Origin of the sequence: Trinickia sp., from assembly GCF_036503415.1 — a bacterium.
In the GTDB taxonomy this organism is placed as follows: Bacteria; Pseudomonadota; Gammaproteobacteria; order Burkholderiales; family Burkholderiaceae; genus Trinickia.
Genome location: NZ_DASXWY010000003.1, coordinates 1 through 16,416, shown reverse-complemented (window position 1 = coordinate 16,416; position 16,416 = coordinate 1). Strand labels below are relative to the sequence as shown.

Here is a 16,416-nt window from a genome sequence, read left to right as displayed (position 1 = left end):
GTATTGAGAAAGCATGATGCAAAAGCATGAAGCGCCTTGTAAATGGAGAAGGGATCTCGCAGGCTCCCCCGCTCGACGCTGAAGAAAACCCTCGACGCCCGCCTTACCCGCCGACGACGAGCCGTTCCGGCGCAAGCACGCCATCCCCAGCACGTGCTACGCCAAGCAAAGCGCCATCGCTTTCACGGTATACCCGCACGCGAACGCTGCCCTCGCTGCTTTCCTGCACCGTCGGCGCGCTCAGTTCCGCCAGGCGAATACGCTGTCCTTGCTGAAACCTGCGCGCGAGGTCTTGCCCGAGCTGCACGGGCGCAAACGTGGAGAGCAACGCGTCGACGGGCTGCAGCATCGCATCGCGCGCGGGCATATCCATATCGGAAAGTGCATCGAGCGTGACCGCATGTTCCAGAGTCAACGCGCCCACCCCCGTGCGCCGTAACGCGACGAGGTGCGCGCCGCAGCCAAGCGCCGCACCGATATCCTCGGCCAGCGTGCGAACGTAAGTGCCCTTGCTGCAGGTGACGCGAAAGGTCACGTCCGGCAATACGCAGCCGGTCACTTCGAGACAGCGGATGGTCACCGCGCGGCCCGCGCGCTCCACTGTCTGCCCAGCTCGCGCGTACTCATAAAGCGGTTTGCCGTCGCGCTTCAGTGCCGAGTACATGGGAGGTACTTGAATGATCTCGCCGACAAAGCGCCGGCATGCCGCCTCGACCTCTGAGCGCTCGACCCGCACCGCCACCGTCTCGAGCACCTCGCCCTCGGCGTCGCCCGTCGAGGTACGAATGCCGAGCCGCATCGTAGCCTCGTAGGTCTTGTCGGCATCGAGCAGATCCTGCGAAAACTTCGTGGCCTCGCCGAAACAAAGCGGCAACAGCCCCGATGCGAGCGGATCGAGCGTCCCCGTATGACCGGCCTTTTTCGCAAGATACAGGCGCTTCGCGCTCATCAGCGCGTCATTACTCGACAGCCCGAGCGGCTTGTCGAGCAGCAACACCCCATCGAGCACGCGACGCGGCACCCGGGGCCTTTGATTCTGATTCATCGGACAGTTGCAAAAAGAGCGGACATACACCGGGACCTCAGTCGGGACTCAATCGTCCTTGGCCCGGCTGGCATTAGCCTCGTCAATCAGGCGCGACATCTCGACGGCCTGTTCGATGGTCTTGTCGAAGTGAAAGTGCAGCGTGGGCACCGTATGGATATGCAGCCGCTTGAACAGCAGATTGTGAAGATGACCCGCCGCGTGGTTCAGTGCGCGCTCGGTTGCCTGAGCGTCGCCCGTCAGCGTCGTGAAATAGACCTTCGCATGCGCGTAGTCGGGCGTGAGCTCGACGCTTTGAATCGTCACGAGCCCGATGCGCGGATCCTTCACCTCGCGCATGATGAGTTCCGACAGATCGCGCTGGATCTGATCGGCAATCTGCACGTTGCGGTTAGGAGAACTACGTTTCTTCGACATGGCGAAAATTCCTGATGCAAACTTTGCGGGCCGAAAGGCCACACAACCGTTCTTGCGGCCATCGTTCGAACAAAGGGCCGCCCAAAAAAACAACGGGCGGGACAGGCTCGTCGCCCGCCCCGCCCCGAGCCGCGCACGTGGCGCTTACAGCGTACGCGCGACTTCGGTGACCTCGAACACTTCGAACTGATCGCCTTCGACGATATCGTTGAAGTTCTTGACCGACATACCGCACTCGAAGCCCTGCTTCACTTCCTTGACGTCGTCCTTGAAGCGCTTCAGGGAATCGAGTTCGCCGGTGTGGATGACCACGTTGTTGCGCAGCACGCGCACCGACGACGAACGCTTCACGACACCGTCCGTCACCATACAGCCGGCCACCGCGCCGACCTTCGGCACGCGGAACACCTGCCGCACTTCGACCATGCCCGTGATGACCTCGCGCTTCTCCGGCGACAACATGCCCGACATCGCAGCCTTCACTTCATCCACAGCGTCATAGATGATGTTGTAGTAGCGAATATCGATGCCGTTGGTCTCCGCCAGCTTGCGGGCCTGAGCATCGGCCCGCGTATTGAAGCCGATGATGACCGCTTTCGACGCCGTGGCCAGATTGACATCCGACTCGCTGATGCCGCCCACCGCGCCGTGCACGATCTGCACGCGCACTTCGTCGGTCGAGAGCTTTTGCAGCGACTGCACGAGCGCTTCTTGCGAACCCTGCACGTCGGCCTTGACGATGAGCGGCAGGTTCTTGACCTCGCCCTCGCCCATTTGCTCGAGCATGCTTTCGAGCTTCGCGGCCTGCTGCTTGGCCAGCTTCACATCGCGGAACTTGCCCTGACGGAACAGCGCGATTTCGCGCGCCTTGCGTTCGTCCTGAAGCACCATGACTTCTTCGCCAGCGGCAGGCACTTCCGACAAGCCCTGGATTTCGACCGGGATCGACGGGCCGGCCGATTTCGTCGCCTTGCTCGTTTCGTCGAGCATCGCGCGAACGCGGCCATAGGCGCTGCCCGCGAGCACGACGTCGCCGCGCGAGAGCGTACCCGATTGCACGAGCACGGTCGCAACCGGGCCCTTGCCCTTGTCGAGCTTCGCTTCGATCACGAGTCCCTTCGCAGGCGCATCCACCGGTGCGGTCAATTCGAGCACCTCGGCCTGCAGCAGCACGTTTTCGAGCAGATCGTCGATACCCGCGCCCGTCTTGGCCGACACCGGCACGAACGGCGAATCGCCACCGTACTCTTCCGGCACGACGCCTTCGGCCACGAGCTCTTGCTTCACGCGCTCGGGGTTCGCTTCCGGCTTGTCGATCTTGTTGATCGCGACGACGATCGGCACACCGCCCGCCTTCGCGTGCGCAATGGCTTCCTTCGTCTGCGGCATTACGCCGTCGTCGGCAGCCACGACGAGAATCACGATATCGGTGGCTTTCGCGCCACGTGCCCGCATGGCCGTGAACGCTTCGTGGCCCGGCGTATCGAGGAACGTAATGACGCCGCGCGGCGTTTCGACGTGATAAGCGCCGATGTGCTGCGTGATGCCGCCCGCTTCACCCGCCGCCACCTTGGCGCGCCGGATGTAGTCGAGCAACGACGTCTTGCCGTGGTCGACGTGGCCCATGACCGTGACGACCGGCGGACGCGGCAGTTGCTCGGCGTCGTTCGCTTCTCCTTCGACGAGCAACGCCTCGGGATCGTCGAGCTTCGCTGCCACGGCACGATGTCCGAGTTCTTCGACGACGATCATCGCCGTTTCCTGATCGAGCATCTGGTTGATCGTGACCATCTGGCCGAGCTTCATCATTATCTTGATGACTTCCGATGCCTTGACGGACATCTTGTGCGCGAGGTCGGCAACGGTGATCGTCTCCGGAACGTGCACTTCGCGCACGATCGGCTCCGTCGGTGCCTGGAAGTTGGCGGCCGCATCCTGATGCTTGCCGCGGCCCTTCGGACCGCCGCGCCAGCCGCGATCGACACCGCCGCTCGAATCGCCGCGCGTCTTGATGCCGCGACGCTTCGCGGCGTCGTCCTGCCAGCCCGCTTTGCCGCCAGGCTTTTTCTTGTCGGCGGAGGGAGCCGCCGGAGTCGTGCTCGGCGCGGCCGCGGGTGCCGCCTTGCGCGCGGCCGGACGGGCCGCCTCGCCCGGCGGGCGCGCGGGCTTGTGCAACGTGCCCTTCGCTTCGGCGGTCTTGACGGCAGGCTCGGCCGGCTTCGCGGGCGCGGGCTCCGGGGCCTTTACCTGCGCCTTGCGCGGCGTATTCATCATCTCGCGAATCGCGCGCGCCTCAGCCTCGGCCGCCTGGCGGCGCTTGGCGATTTCCTCCTGCTCGGCGCGGGCCTTCTCGGCGGCCTCGCGCGCAGCGTCTTCGGCCTTCTTGGCCGCTTCACGCTGTGCGGCGCGCTCGGCGGCGGCTCGCTCGTCCTCGCTCGCACCACGCTCGGCCTGCTCGCGCGCAGCGACTTCGGCACGCTTCGCCGTAGCCTCTTCCTCGGCGCGGCGACGCTCCGCCTCGGCGGCTTGCTCGCGCGCCTGGCGTTCCGCTTCCTCGCGCTCGAGACGTTCTTGCCGCTCCTTGAGCTCCTGCGCCTGTTTCTCGAGCAGCTCGGCCTCCCGGCGTGCCTCTTCCTCGCGCCGCTGCAGCTCGGCGCTTTCGGCGTCGACCGCCTGACCCGCCGCTTCGGCAGCCGCTTCACCGGCTTCATCGCGCTTCACGAACACGCGCTTTTTGCGCACTTCGACCTGAATGGTGCGAGCCTTGCCCGTCGCGTCGGACTGTTTGATTTCCGACGTATGCCGGCGCGTCAGCGTGATCTTGCGCTTGTCCGCGTCCGCCGAGCCGTGCGCTTTGCGCAAGTGGTCGAGCAAACGTGCCTTGTCCGATTCGGACAGCGCATCGTCCTCACTCGCTTTTTGGACGCCCGCAGCCTGGAGCTGCTCGAGCAGCACCCCGGCAGGCATTTTCAGTTCCGCGGCAAATTGGGCTACGTTGTTACTCGCCATTCATTCCTCTTAATGCAAGGACCGATTCCTTGCGGTTAGCATCGGGTCGTGCGACCGGCGCGTGCTAAATCTATCGCCGTCGCGATCGTTTCAGTGCGTCATGGTATTCACTCACTGGAACCAGTGTTCACGTGCTTTCATGATCAACGCTTTCGCGGCTTCCTCTTCCATTCCAATCAATTCGACCAATTCGTCCACGGCCAGCTCGGCAAGCTCGTCGCGCGTCTGTATTTGATGCGCGGCCAGCTTCGCGAGCAAGTCGGAATCGACTCCGTCGAGGCTCTTCAGATCGAGCGAGGCGTTTTCGACTTTCTCTTCGTTCGCGATGGCCATCGTCAACAGCGCATCGCGTGCGCGGTTGCGCAGCTCGTGAACGGTGTCTTCGTCGAACGCCTCGATCTCGAGCATTTCGTTGAGCGGCACATAGGCGATCTCTTCGAGGCTCGTGAAGCCCTCGTCGATCAAAATGTCGGCCACTTCCTCGTCGACGTCCAGCCGCGCCATGAACAGGTCGCGCAATACGCCCCGCTCCTGGTTCTGCTTCTGCGCGGATTCGTCCGGCGTCATGATGTTGATCTGCCAGCCGGTCAGCTCGCTCGCGAGCCGCACGTTCTGGCCGCTGCGGCCGATCGCGACCGCGAGCTCGTTTTCGTCCACGACGACGTCCATCGAATGTTTTTCTTCATCGACGACGATCGACTGGACCGCTGCCGGCGCGAGCGCACCGATCACGAACTGGGCGGGATCCTCCGACCATAGCACGATGTCGACGTTCTCGCCACCGAGCTCGTTGCGCACCGCCTGCACACGCGAGCCGCGGATGCCTACGCAGGTGCCGATCGGATCGATCCGCTTGTCATAGGCGATGACGCCGATCTTCGCCCGCACGCCGGGATCCCGCGCGGCGGCCTTGATTTCGAGGAGGCCCTGCTCGATTTCCGGCACTTCCATTTCGAACAGCTTCATCAGGAACTCGGGCGCGGTGCGCGAGAGCTCGATCTGCGGCCCGCGAGCCGTGCGATCGACCTTCGCGATATAGGCGCGCACGCGGTCGCCCACGCGCAAGTTCTCTTTCGGAATCAGTTGATCGCGGCGCAACAGCGCTTCCACGCGCCCCGATTCGACGATGAAGTTGCCCTTGTCGAGCCGCTTGACCGTCCCCGTCATGATCTTTTCGCCACGCTCGAGGAAATCGTTCAGGATCTGCTCGCGCTCGGCATCGCGCACCTTTTGCAGGATGACCTGCTTCGCGGCCTGTGCGCCGATGCGGCCGAACTCGATCGACGGGATCGGCTCTTCGATGTATTCGTCGATTTCGATGTCGGGCTGCTCTTCGCGCGCCTCGAAAAGCAGGATTTCCTGATCCGGCTCTTGCAGACCGGCCTCGTCCGGCACGACGCGCCACCGGCGATACGTTTCGTGCTCACCCGATTCACGATCGATGTGCACGCGAATATCGACGTCTTCTTCGAAGAGCTTCTTGGTTGCCGAAGCAAGGGCGGCTTCGAGCGCAGCGAACACGACATCCTTGTTGACGTTCTTCTCGCGCGCCAGCGCATCCACCAGCATCAATACTTCGCGACTCATTGTTTCCGGCTCCTAAAATCAACGTGCGGGACGAGGCGCGCGCGGTCCATATCCGCAAGCGTAAAGTCGAGCATCGCGGCGCCTTCTTTCCCAACAAATTCCAAACCGATCGTTTCCCCGTTCGGCGCATGGAGAATGCCCCGGTACGTCTTGCGTCCGTCCAACGGTTTTTTCAGCGTAACGACCGCCTCGCTCCCCGCGAATCGCACGAAATCGGCCAATTTCTTCAGCGGACGGTCGAGCCCAGGCGACGACACTTCGAGCCGCTCGTAATCGATATTTTCAACCGTCAAAACGTGCTGGAGCTGACGAGTGACCTTTTCACAGTCCTCGATCGCGATACCGGAGGGCTGATCGATATAGATGCAAAGCATGCCGCGCCCGGTACGCTCGAGATCGACCAACTCGTAGCCCATGCCCGAGACCGTGGTTTCTATCAGTTCCGTCAGTTGCACAAGTGCCCTCTAAGATATTCGCGCGCGACGCGAACATCTTGCGGGCCGCGCGCCTGGCCGGCGCACGGAAGGTCAGTGCAACCCGAGATGCTGAACCGCAACGGCAAAAAAAAATGGGCTGAACGCCCATCTTCTTCTTACCGGTGGTCGCACCTGAGCCGCACGAAAAAGCCGCACGCCCAGCGACTTCGAGATTCTAGCATTTTTCAAGAGCACGTGCCAAGCACGCGCTCTTGCGAACAGCGCCTTTCTCGAATGCGGACCGCTGGCCGTTACCGGCCCCGCGCCCGATTGCGCGGCATTCCGCGCGGCCCGTTGGCGCTCCCGCCCGGGCGATTGCCGCCGCCCGCAGGCCGGTTGCCGCCGGGGCCGCCACCACCGCCGCCCGGGCCGCGCTTGGCACCACCGGCAGGCAACGCGCGATTGCCATCCACGTCGCCACGTGCGCGTTGCGGCCCGCTCTTGCCCCGGTTTGCGCCCGGACGCCCGCCGAAACCGCCAGGCGCATCGCCGAATCCGCCGCCCGGACCGCGCCGGCCCGGACCGCGGCCCGGCTGCTCGAAGCGGCCGTGCGCCGTCAGCACCGGCTCGCGGCTGATGAAGCCCATCGACGTTTGCATCGGATCCGGTTGGCGACGTTCCTGCGTCGCGCGCCGCGCACCCTTGTCTTCGACCGGCGCCTTCAGCCCGACCGCGCTCATGAGGCTGCGCACCTGATTTTCTTCGAGCTCCTCCCAGCGGCCGCGGCGCAACCCGCGCGGCAGCGAGATCGGGCCATGCCGCGTACGAATCAGACGGCTCACCATGAGGCCGACCGCTTCGAACATCCGGCGCACTTCTCGATTGCGCCCTTCCGCGAGCGCAACGTGATACCAGTGGTTCGTCCCTTCGCCGCCGCCGTCCCGAATCCGCAGGAAGTTTGCTGGGCCGTCTTCGAGTTCGACGCCGTGGAGCAGCTTTTGCCGCGCCCCTTCGCCGAGCTCTCCGACTACCCGAACGGCGTACTCGCGTTCGACGCTATAGCGCGGGTGCATGAACCGGTTGGCCAGATCGCCCGACGTCGTGAGCAGCAACAGCCCTTCGGTGTTGAAGTCGAGCCGGCCGACAGCCAGCCATTTCGCCGTTTTCATCGGCGGCAGCTTGTCGAAGACCGACGCCCGGCCCTCGGGATCGGCATGGCTCACGATCTCCCCGGCTGGCTTGTGGTAGACGAGCACGCGCGGCGGCTTCGTCTGCACACGTCGCTTGACCGGCTTTCCATTGATCCTGACCTGGTCCGTCGGCATGATGCGCTGACCGATATGGGCCGGCTCGCCGTTCACCGATACACGCCCGGCAACGATGAGTTCTTCCATTTCGCGGCGCGAACCCATGCCGGCTTCGGCCAGCACCTTGTGCAGCTTCGGCGCATCGTCATCGGGCGACAGCACCCGCTTTTGCGGTGCCTCGCGGCCGCGGCGCAGCATCGGCGCACGAACGCCAGCCGTCGAGCCGTTGTCCGCATCGAACGCCGGCGACGTCACGTACGAGAACAGGTCGTCGGACCCTCCTGTCGCTGCCGCGCCGGGCGCATCGCCACGCGGTTCCTCGGCACGCTTGCCCTCGCCTGCCGGACGACCGGGGCCGGGACCCGGTCCGCGCTCGCGGCGCCCGCCAGCAGGCTTGCGCGGCGGTTTCCCGCCCGCGCTTCGTTTTTGATCCCGGTGCGGGGGCGCGGCGTCGAGCGCTTCGCCTCCTGGCGCAGCGAGCTCGGCCGGCGCATCCGGCTCCGATTGCGCCGCCGGATCGCCGGCCGCCGGACCGCCGGCCGCCTGATCACCGGCCGCCGGATCGCCTTTGGTCTTGGCCGCCGCACGACGCCGCGCGATGAGACTGCGCGGCCCGCGGCGCAGACCGCGCCTCGGGCGCTCCTCGCCGCCGGCATCCGCCGCCTGGGCCTCTCGCTGGTTGGAGCCGTCGGGTGCCTCTTGCGCGCCCAATGTCTGTTCGCGGCCCGCAGCGTCAATAGCGTGCCCGGACGCGGACAAATCGGTGTCGTGGGTATCTGTCAAAACAACCTCGAATGTCAGAGGGCTCGCACTCGTCGCGAGTGCGGCAAAAATTCGGTTAATTCAGGCACGGCGCGAGGCCGCTTCGTGGTTGGCGAACGGGTCGTCGTCGACGCCATTCACCGAATCGTTTTCGTCATGTTCCGAAGGTGCAGCGGGCGACTCGATCGCACGCAGCGCAGGCGCGGGCACCGCGCCCACCGACGCTTCGCCGTCGCCTTCATCCGCTTGCCGTGGCGCGTCGCCGACATCCTCCGCGCATAAATCGTGCTCCGCGGCGTCGCCCGCGCGCACCGGCTCCGCCGGCTCGTCGTCCGCCGCGGCATCGGCCGTGCCGGCGACCTGCGCCTCGTCAGTCTTGCCGGCTGCGTCGAATTCCTGGCTCGCCGACTCGGGAAACTCGATTGCGTGCTGAGCGAGCGGCGTTCCGTCGAGCTGGGCAGCTGGATCTTCGAGCGGCGGCAGCTCGTCGAGCGCCTTCAAACCGAGATCGTCGAGAAATTGCTTGGTCGTCGCATAGAGCGCGGGCCGCCCGGGAACGTCGCGGTGACCGATGACCTCGATCCAGTTGCGGTCCTCGAGCTGTTTGACCACTTGCGTATTGACCGTGACGCCGCGAATCTCCTCGATGTCGCCACGCGTGACGGGCTGCCGATACGCGATGATCGCGAGCGTCTCGAGCACCGCTCGCGAATACTTCGGCGGCTTTTCGGGATGCAGACGGTCCAGAAAATTGCGCATCGCCGGCTTGCTTTGGAAGCGCCACCCCGACGCCAGCGCGACGAGTTCGACGCCGCGACCGGACCACTCGCTTCTCAAATCCTCGAGCAACGCACGGACTGTGTCCGCCGACAGGCCATCGGCGAAGAGCTTGCGCAACTCGCCGAGCTTCAGCGGTTCTTGCGCGCAAATCAAAGCAGTCTCGAGGACGATCTTCGCCTCTTGGGTATTCATGCAGCTAGGCCAGACCCTGTGTGGTCAAACGAACCGGATCAATCAGACGATGTTGGAACAGAAGACGCGCTCGCCCGATTTTGATCGGTCATATTGATGGGAGCACGGACCGGGGGGCGGCGAATCGGACAGCTATCGAGCCAAGCCCAGCCGGACAAAGCGGCGGCCTTCCGAAGATGGCGCCGCGTGATTGAACGTCATCTTACGCAAAAAGGTTCGGTGCGTAAACGGGCAACCGAGCAACAGGGCCCACAACTGCCCCGCGCGCTTTCACAGACGACCCGAAAACGAGCCGGGACGACAAGCCGCTCGGCCCCGGTGAATCGCCCCGCTCCCTCGACGCGTTGGATTCGAGCCGAAAGTCGCTGCGCGCTGCCGGGTTCGCATCGCGCGCCCGGCCCCGCCACCGATGCTGCAGGTGCAAAAGCGCCCGTGTGGCGCTGGGGTACAAGTCGACCGTCGGGCGCCGGGCCAATTTTGCGCATCGCAATATTCGGGCGCCAACGCACCCACGGCGCGCCGTACTGCACTGGATTGGTGATTGTCCCGATTTTCCCCGGCGGGGATTTGGCGTCTTATACGCCCCTAGCTGATCCCCCGACAGGCCCGCCGCCACGCGCCTCGCGGCGCCCGTCGACCCGCGTGGCACGCTTGTTGCATTGATCGGGCCGCCGAAGCCGGTACGGCGCGCTCGATAGCTTGATTGGCGAGCGCGGCCACAGCCGGCGCACTCGGCACTCGTTTTATCGGGTGTTTCGAGCGTGCGCAGCACGGGGCGGCGCACCGGGTCAGTTTCGCTGAGGTGAGGACATGATGCTGTTCGACGATTTGAGAGATAACGAATGGGCGCTGGTGGAAGCGTTGTTCTGCGCGGAACCCGCACGCAGTGAACGGCGCGGACGCCCTCGCGTGGAAGCACGCGCAGTCGTCAACGCGGTGCTCTGGGTGCTGTCCACGGGCGAGGGCTGGTCGAAGCTTCCGGGCCGCTACCCTTCTCCGCCGACTTGCCGGCGCCGCTTCGACGAATGGCAAGCGGACGGCACACTCGCTGAAATCGTCAAGCGCCTGTCGACCTGCGGACGGCAGATTTCGCTGCGCGGACGTATCGGCGCCTCCACCGTCAAACCGCCCGCGCCGCCCAGCCGCGACCGCCTGCGCGGCGCATTCTGGACCAATCCTGAATCCTGGCGCGCGCCGGTGAAGATGGCCTGATCGGCGCGTACGCGAGCGGGTGCGCCTGCGGCCAAACGCAGGCGAAACATCCATTTACCAATATTTACAGCGCGCTTTCGCGGCCCCGCGTACCTTGCCGGTATGCAGACAAGCCTTTTGCGCGGCCTGCCCGCGAACGTCCTGCTGAAGTGCATACCGTTGCTACTGGGCAGCATGATCGTCCCGCTCGTTATCGCGGCGATCATACCGGTGGGAGACGGCGGTGTACGCAGCAGGGGCGCCCGCGCTCAGCCGCATCCCCCACCGAGCGCGTCGACGACCGTTCCCATGCCGGTAGACGTGCCGCGTGGCGATTTGCGCAGCGATATCGTCCGCAATGCGCGGTCGCACCCCGAAGTATCGAGCCCACCGCCCCCACCGCGCCCACGTAACGTTCGCGATCAGCATTGATTCGGTGTTGGAGGGCGTGATTACGACAGCGAAGGGAACCGTGCGCGTTCGCCGCGGTCCGAGTGAATGCCATGAGCACATCGTGGCAGCAGAAATACACCGGTAGCCCGTATCCTTGCGATACGGGCTTTTTTTTGCCGGCTTTCGCCCGCGTTACGGCGCTAACGTGCGACGTCGACTGCGACGGCCATCTTGAATACGTAGTCGTCGGCGCGGCGCGCATCCCAATCGAGGGCGCGCTCCTCGCGGGCGAGACGCGTGAATTCGGCGCGCCCCTTGTCGGTGAGAACGGCAATATCAACCGGCGCATGAAAGCCCGCGCCAGGGGCGACGGTACGCTGACGCACCGTCTCCATCAAGCCGAGTCCTCGCAGATATTCGAAAACACCCGGGCGCCTGGCCCATGGAACCTGACGGTATTGGACCCGCCTTAGCGCTTCGAGCACCGCTTCATTTGAAAACGTGGCCATCTCGACTCTTTTTCAAATCCGGCCATCGCACAGTTCATGCCTGAGCATGCGCCGCACGGCAAGGCCGCACTGGGTGCGGTTTGCCGATTCGGGAGCGATGGTCCGGAACATCCGGCGTCGCCGTATCATCGATACTGTCCGTGATTTACGAGCCCCATTTGGGGGGGCGGCGCCCCATGACATCGGCGTCGCCGATGCGCCGCGGCTGGATCAACCGCCAGCTCACTCGTGGATCCCGAACCCATACGTTACCGCATTCGAATTGATCATATTCACTTTATTCGCGCTTTTTTTTGCAGTTTTCGTACTGTGGCGCCGCGCACGCCTCGCCCTCGGTCCGTCCGCCATCCTTCTGTTGTGGCTGCTCGCCGCCGGGTGGCTCGCGGCGCCTTTGCTCAACGCGGTTCAGGCACGCGCGCCCGACTCATCTCCTATCCGATTCGGTTCACGCACGGTCATCGTGCTGCTGGGAAGCGGTACGGAGTACGACGCCCGCGACCGGCTGATACCCAAGAAGGACGCCTCGGCTCGCATCGCGAAAGCCGCGTCGGTGTATGCCGAATGCAAAACGGCTATGCCGCACGGCGAATGCCGTGTCCTCGTGAGCGGCGGCAATCCCCAGCGACATGAGGCGAGCGAAGCCGATACCTATGCGCCGTATCTGCTGCGCTCGAAAGTCGCGCGCGCAGACCTCGTACTCGAAAACGCGAGCCGCAATACTTACGAGAATGCCAAGTACGTGGCGCATATGCTGCGCGATCGACATTACGATTCGTTGATACTCGTCACGTCGGCTTACCAGATGCCCCGCGCGCTGCTGGATTTCGACCGCTTCGGGCTCCCGGTACAACCGGTCGTTTCCAACGCGCGCGAAGTGCGATGCGGCGCGCTGCCACGCTTGTCGAACCTGGTCAATGCCAATATCGCGCTGCACGAACTGATCGGCATCGCCCAATTCCATGTTTACCGGGCCTTGGGGTGGTTTTGATAAAGGCCACTACAATGGAAGCAATGCGGCGATCGGATGTAACGACATGTAACGGAGCGTCTCTTTTGCCTTACAAAGGAGTCTGGCTCCGAATATGCTCGCTAGAATGCAGTGTCCCGAGAACGGGCAGAATCTCGACCATCACCTATCTACCTTTTTCGCACGGAGGCAAATAATGAAGAAAGCGTCACTGACTGTCCTGGCTTCTCTTTCGATGCTCGCCGGTGCCGCCTATGCGCAGACGGAAGGCGTCCAAATGAGCACTGACCCGGCCAAGGCTGCAGAGGTCGAGCAGCGCGCGCAGGCACTTCAGTCGCAGCAGGAAATGCAGCCACAAGAGACGATGCCGATGGACCATACGAAGCCGATGCGGCATCACAAGAAGGCAATGAAGCACAAGAAGGCCGAATCCGGCGAGTGAAACCGTTGCGGGGTGAGCCCCGCGCAACAGGCAACGACAAGCCGAACCGGCCTCGCCGGTTTCGGCTTTTTTTATAGCCGGAACCGTCCGCCCCGCTGTGCTAAAGTCGCGCTCCGATATTTCTTCGCCAATACTCTCGACGCACCCCGGTGCGGAGGAAAAGCATGAGCAACATCCAACTGGACATCGAATGGACCGAGGCCGCGTCGCGCAAGATCGAGAAACTGATGCCGCGCGGCTCGCAAGAGGCGTTTCTCGCATTGCCGCCTATCGAGTGCCTGCCCGTGGAAGGCGATGTACTCTTTCTCGGGCCCGCGGGCAAACAGCAGCCGTTCATCGTCGTCGAGCGTCAATACCATCATGACGGCGAAGCCGATTGGACCATCGTTCTGATTCTCGACGTCCCCGATACCGCGCATTGACCTGACGTTGGGTTGGCTAAGCCGGCCGCACGACAATCCTCTGGCCACGAAAAAGACCCGCGTTCCGAAGAACGCGGGTGAAACCGTCGCCCTACGAGGATGGGCGACGGGGCCATCGTGTCCGGCATGCTTTCTCCCGCCGGCCATGCCGTTGCCATTCGTATCGCACCGCATGTGGCTCGTCCGCGGCTGCCGGCTCAAGAGAGAGCAGCTAACATGCCAGTTGCTCCCGCAACTGCCAAGTCGCTGATTCACATCGACAAATTACCGCGACAAAGCGCAAAGCCGACGCAGGGGCGCCATGTTACGGGGTAACGTCACGTGACAAAGGCCGTGACGTGAGCCGCCCATGGCCGATTCATCCCGTAGCGACGACGGTCCGCACAAGAAAAAACCCGCCTTGCGGCGGGTTTCTACTGGGTGCTTCCTCGGGAGCGATGCGTAATCAGTGCAATTGGTCCTCGAGCAGTCCCATGATTTGTCGGGCCTGCGGAGTCGACTCGATATCGCCTTTATCGTCGACGACAGCAATGCGAGTTTGATTCGGCGTCAGCGCACGCACGTTGATGCGGTATTGCTTGGCGATCTTTTCCTTCTTGCCGTGGAACACCTGGTTCCAGAAGCCCTGCTTATCCGCGCTCAAGTCTTTCGGATCGACGTAGCGGATGTAATAGAGGCCGCGCGTGCGGTCTTTGTCATCCACCGTAAAGTTGCTTCGGTCTAGCGCGATCCCTACGCGAATCCATGCGTTGTCGTAGCCCTCGCCAAGTTCGACCTCGGACGTTGCCGCCTCGCTGCTCGCCGCTTGCTCTCGCTTGCTGGACTGGGCGGTAAACGCGGCATTTTGCGCGGCAATCGCCGCAGCATCGGACTTCGCCTTGCCCGCCTTGGCAACGTCCGCATCTTCAGCGGGTTCCTCGCCGAGCTGGCTGGCGCCGCGCGAATCGGCCCGCGCGAGCGTTGCCATGAGACGTTTCAGATACTCGGTCTCGAGCGCCGGATCGTTCGGCTTCGGCTGCCATGTGCTCGTATCGTTGTGGACGCCTTCGAGCGCTTCGCGCATGCCCTTCTGACTCACGAACACATAGGTGCCGCCATTGGGCGCGGTATCGAGGCGCGTCCGATACTTGTTGCGCTCCGCGGCGACGTACGAGTTGCCCATCGCCTTCGACAGCGTGTTGCGAATGAGGCCCTGGTTCACTTCGGGGCGCGTCTCATTCCAATCCGTTTCCATGACGTGCTTGTCGCGCTGATCGACGACGAGCAGGAAGCCCTGTTCCTGCCAGAAGCGCCGCACTTGCGGCCAGACCTGATCTGGCGTTTTGCCGTCGATCACGAGCCAGCTCGCGGTACCGTCGCGTTGAATGTGCATGCCGGCGACGGGGGGCACCACCGCGGTTTCGGACGGGGCGGCCTTCTGCACCTGACGCAGCGAGGAAAGCGAAGTCTGCCCGCCGAGAGGCGGCAGCGAACGCTGATCGGAAGTCTCCTCGAGCAGGTTGGGGGGAACGGCAAGGGATGCCTGCTTCGATTTCGAATCGCTCCGGTAGTCGACCTGGGTCGGCGACGGGGAACTGCAACCGGCAACGAGGCTGCCGGCCAAAACGAGAGCTGCGAACCGCGAGGTAAAACGAAGATCAGTCATGTTCGGGAAATCCTTGCGCTTTCGCCACGGGTATTTCCGTGGATCAGCCGCGCATTTTACCGGTCCCGGACCATCGTGTGTAAAACCGGCGCCGCGCGCCCTATCGTTCGCGCTCGGAAGGCCCGTTCGCGACGGTCAATGTCGCGGTTCGCCGTGCGAAAGAATCCAGCCCAGCGCGGCCGATTTTGCTGCTTCTTCAGCCTCGGCTTCAGTGGCGAACGGGCCTTGCGTCACATGCACCACATGCCGTTCGGCTTCATCGGTGCCGTTACCGCCTACCCGAAAGCGCGCCGCGAATCCCTGCGCCGCGGCGGGCACCACTTCGATGTCGACATCGACGCCCTCGATCCGATGGGTCACGAATCCGTCCATCTCTATCTCCTTCATCGCGCTGGCGTTCGACGATCGTAGCATTTGCCACGCCGCGCTTGTACGGGGTTCTTCAACCGCTGGTGGATTCGTCGTCGGCATCAGCGTCCGCAGGTTTGGCCATCTCTGTCGGAGCGAGCCAATGCGTCGAGACGAGAGCGTCGCCGTTGAACGTGCATTCGAGCGCGGCGGCCCGGCTGCGCGTTTTGGCGGGCGCAGCGCGGGCCGCCGCGACCGCGCCCGATGCCGCCGCCGATACCTCGCTTGCCGCGGCGGGCCCCTGCAATGCCCCTTCGACGACGACTCGCGAGCCGCCGATGCCCACGCCTACATTCGAAATTTTGAGGCGATCATGCGGGGCGGCTCGAGCGAGCTCACTGCGCATCCGCGTTTCGCAAGCGCTCGGGTTTTGATAAAGCGTACAGCCGCCTGCCAGAAATGGCATGACGAGGAGCAGCCCGGCGAGCGGCGCGATTCGGATCTTGTTCATCGGCGGATCGATTTTTGTGGGCGATCATTTTAACGCTGTGAGCGCTGGCGTGCGTCGGGCTGCGCCGATGGTAGAATCGCGTCCACCCTGCCCGGGTGATGAAATTGGTAAACATAGCGGACTTGAAGCAATTGAGTGCCCGGCTGGAAACGGTCGGTGCAGAACCCTTCAAATTCGGCGAACCCCCTGGTGCATGACATCTGTTCGTTATGGATGTCAGGCGGCCGAGGCAACGCCGAGCCAAGCCCGGTGTGCGTCGTCACCGATGCGCGCCGCGGAAGGTGTAGAGACTAGACGGGGGGCGCCTAATGCTGCGCGGCACATCTCGAAAATGTGCGCGGCGATGGCGAAGGCATAGTCCAGCGCACAAACGGCAATGCAGTCCCTGAGCGCATCGCCGGCATCGAAAGATGCAGTGTGATGAAAATCCGCCGCCTAACGGCTTGCCGGTTCGATTCCGGTCCCGGGCACCA

At 63.7% G+C, this 16,416-nt stretch carries 14 protein-coding genes and 1 pseudogene; 4 read left to right on the top strand and 11 right to left on the bottom strand.

From position 1 onward, the window contains the following. Nucleotides 1-103: 103 nt before the first annotated feature. The 7 genes from truB to scpB all read right to left on the bottom strand — a co-directional run bounded on the left by truB (nt 104) and on the right by scpB (nt 9,515). On the bottom strand, nt 104-1,045 hold the full coding sequence (gene truB / locus VGL01_RS00170) for a tRNA pseudouridine(55) synthase TruB (RefSeq protein WP_331565862.1): 942 nt from the start codon (nt 1,043-1,045) through the stop codon (nt 104-106). Between the two features lie 48 nt (nt 1,046-1,093). Further along, nucleotides 1,094-1,462 (bottom strand): 30S ribosome-binding factor RbfA, encoded by a 369-nt coding sequence (rbfA, locus tag VGL01_RS00165; RefSeq protein WP_331565860.1) that lies wholly within the window; start codon nt 1,460-1,462, stop codon nt 1,094-1,096. A 144-nt stretch (nt 1,463-1,606) separates the two neighbouring features. After that, nucleotides 1,607-4,471 (bottom strand): translation initiation factor IF-2, encoded by a 2,865-nt coding sequence (gene infB, locus VGL01_RS00160; RefSeq protein WP_331565858.1) that lies wholly within the window; start codon nt 4,469-4,471, stop codon nt 1,607-1,609. A 111-nt stretch (nt 4,472-4,582) separates the two neighbouring features. Further along, nucleotides 4,583-6,058 carry a transcription termination factor NusA gene (nusA, locus tag VGL01_RS00155; protein WP_331565856.1) on the bottom strand — a complete coding sequence of 492 codons (1,476 nt, stop codon included), beginning with the start codon at nt 6,056-6,058 and terminating at the stop codon, nt 4,583-4,585. After that, nucleotides 6,055-6,513: a ribosome maturation factor RimP gene (rimP, locus tag VGL01_RS00150; protein WP_331565854.1), complete on the bottom strand. Its 459-nt coding sequence runs from the start codon at nt 6,511-6,513 to the stop codon at nt 6,055-6,057. Before rimP ends, nusA begins: the two co-directional genes overlap by 4 nt. Nucleotides 6,514-6,785: 272 nt before the next feature. Further along, complete coding sequence (rluB, locus tag VGL01_RS00145; protein WP_331565852.1) at nt 6,786-8,564, bottom strand: 23S rRNA pseudouridine(2605) synthase RluB; 1,779 nt, start codon at nt 8,562-8,564, stop codon at nt 6,786-6,788. 60 nt (nt 8,565-8,624) lie between these two features. Next, nucleotides 8,625-9,515 (bottom strand): SMC-Scp complex subunit ScpB, encoded by an 891-nt coding sequence (scpB, locus tag VGL01_RS00140; RefSeq protein WP_414720130.1) that lies wholly within the window; start codon nt 9,513-9,515, stop codon nt 8,625-8,627. An 813-nt stretch (nt 9,516-10,328) separates the two neighbouring features. On the opposite strand from scpB, the pseudogene VGL01_RS00135 reads away from it, so the two are divergent. Continuing rightward, nucleotides 10,329-10,724, top strand: a pseudogene (locus VGL01_RS00135) (transposase); the annotation flags it as partial. Nucleotides 10,725-11,299: 575 nt separating this feature from the next. Here VGL01_RS00135 and VGL01_RS00130 read toward each other — a convergent pair. Then, nucleotides 11,300-11,608, bottom strand: a complete 309-nt coding sequence (locus tag VGL01_RS00130; protein ID WP_173256190.1) for a hypothetical protein — start codon at nt 11,606-11,608, stop codon at nt 11,300-11,302. Between the two features lie 262 nt (nt 11,609-11,870). Here VGL01_RS00130 and VGL01_RS00125 point away from each other — a divergent pair, with 262 nt between their 5' ends. From VGL01_RS00125 to VGL01_RS00115, 3 genes are all read left to right on the top strand, one after another. Beyond that, nucleotides 11,871-12,596 (top strand): YdcF family protein, encoded by a 726-nt coding sequence (locus tag VGL01_RS00125; RefSeq protein WP_331565850.1) that lies wholly within the window; start codon nt 11,871-11,873, stop codon nt 12,594-12,596. 175 nt (nt 12,597-12,771) lie between these two features. After that, the gene (locus tag VGL01_RS00120) at nt 12,772-13,017 is read left to right on the top strand and encodes a hypothetical protein (RefSeq protein WP_331565848.1); all 246 of its coding nucleotides are present in this window, start codon (nt 12,772-12,774) and stop codon (nt 13,015-13,017) included. A gap of 164 nt (nt 13,018-13,181) precedes the next feature. Then, a complete protein-coding gene (locus VGL01_RS00115) occupies nt 13,182-13,439 on the top strand; it encodes a DNA-binding protein (protein ID WP_331565846.1) in 258 nt (85 codons plus the stop codon). 445 nt (nt 13,440-13,884) lie between these two features. On the opposite strand, the gene bamC is transcribed toward VGL01_RS00115, so the two are convergent. The 3 genes from bamC to VGL01_RS00100 all read right to left on the bottom strand — a co-directional run bounded on the left by bamC (nt 13,885) and on the right by VGL01_RS00100 (nt 15,943). Continuing rightward, the gene (gene bamC / locus VGL01_RS00110; RefSeq protein ID WP_331565844.1) at nt 13,885-15,084 is read right to left on the bottom strand and encodes an outer membrane protein assembly factor BamC; all 1,200 of its coding nucleotides are present in this window, start codon (nt 15,082-15,084) and stop codon (nt 13,885-13,887) included. A 135-nt stretch (nt 15,085-15,219) separates the two neighbouring features. Then, the gene (locus VGL01_RS00105) at nt 15,220-15,456 is read right to left on the bottom strand and encodes a hypothetical protein (protein WP_173256194.1); all 237 of its coding nucleotides are present in this window, start codon (nt 15,454-15,456) and stop codon (nt 15,220-15,222) included. A gap of 70 nt (nt 15,457-15,526) precedes the next feature. After that, complete coding sequence (locus VGL01_RS00100; protein ID WP_331565842.1) at nt 15,527-15,943, bottom strand: hypothetical protein; 417 nt, start codon at nt 15,941-15,943, stop codon at nt 15,527-15,529. Between the last annotated feature and the right edge of the window lie 473 nt (nt 15,944-16,416).

Bases quoted from the DNA above. Each gene is read 5' to 3' on its own strand.
- VGL01_RS00100 (WP_331565842.1), bottom strand. From the start codon at position 15,943: ATGAACAAGATCCGAATCGCGCCGCTCGCCGGGCTGCTCCTCGTCATG.
- scpB (WP_414720130.1), bottom strand. From the start codon at position 9,515: ATGAATACCCAAGAGGCGAAGATCGTCCTCGAGACTGCTTTGATTTGC.
- VGL01_RS00105 (WP_173256194.1), bottom strand. From the start codon at position 15,456: ATGGACGGATTCGTGACCCATCGGATCGAGGGCGTCGATGTCGACATC.
- rbfA (WP_331565860.1), bottom strand. From the start codon at position 1,462: ATGTCGAAGAAACGTAGTTCTCCTAACCGCAACGTGCAGATTGCCGAT.
- VGL01_RS00115 (WP_331565846.1), top strand. From the start codon at position 13,182: ATGAGCAACATCCAACTGGACATCGAATGGACCGAGGCCGCGTCGCGC.
- truB (WP_331565862.1), bottom strand. From the start codon at position 1,045: ATGAATCAGAATCAAAGGCCCCGGGTGCCGCGTCGCGTGCTCGATGGG.
- VGL01_RS00120 (WP_331565848.1), top strand. From the start codon at position 12,772: ATGAAGAAAGCGTCACTGACTGTCCTGGCTTCTCTTTCGATGCTCGCC.
- VGL01_RS00130 (WP_173256190.1), bottom strand. From the start codon at position 11,608: ATGGCCACGTTTTCAAATGAAGCGGTGCTCGAAGCGCTAAGGCGGGTC.
- bamC (WP_331565844.1), bottom strand. From the start codon at position 15,084: ATGACTGATCTTCGTTTTACCTCGCGGTTCGCAGCTCTCGTTTTGGCC.
- nusA (WP_331565856.1), bottom strand. From the start codon at position 6,058: ATGAGTCGCGAAGTATTGATGCTGGTGGATGCGCTGGCGCGCGAGAAG.
- infB (WP_331565858.1), bottom strand. From the start codon at position 4,471: ATGGCGAGTAACAACGTAGCCCAATTTGCCGCGGAACTGAAAATGCCT.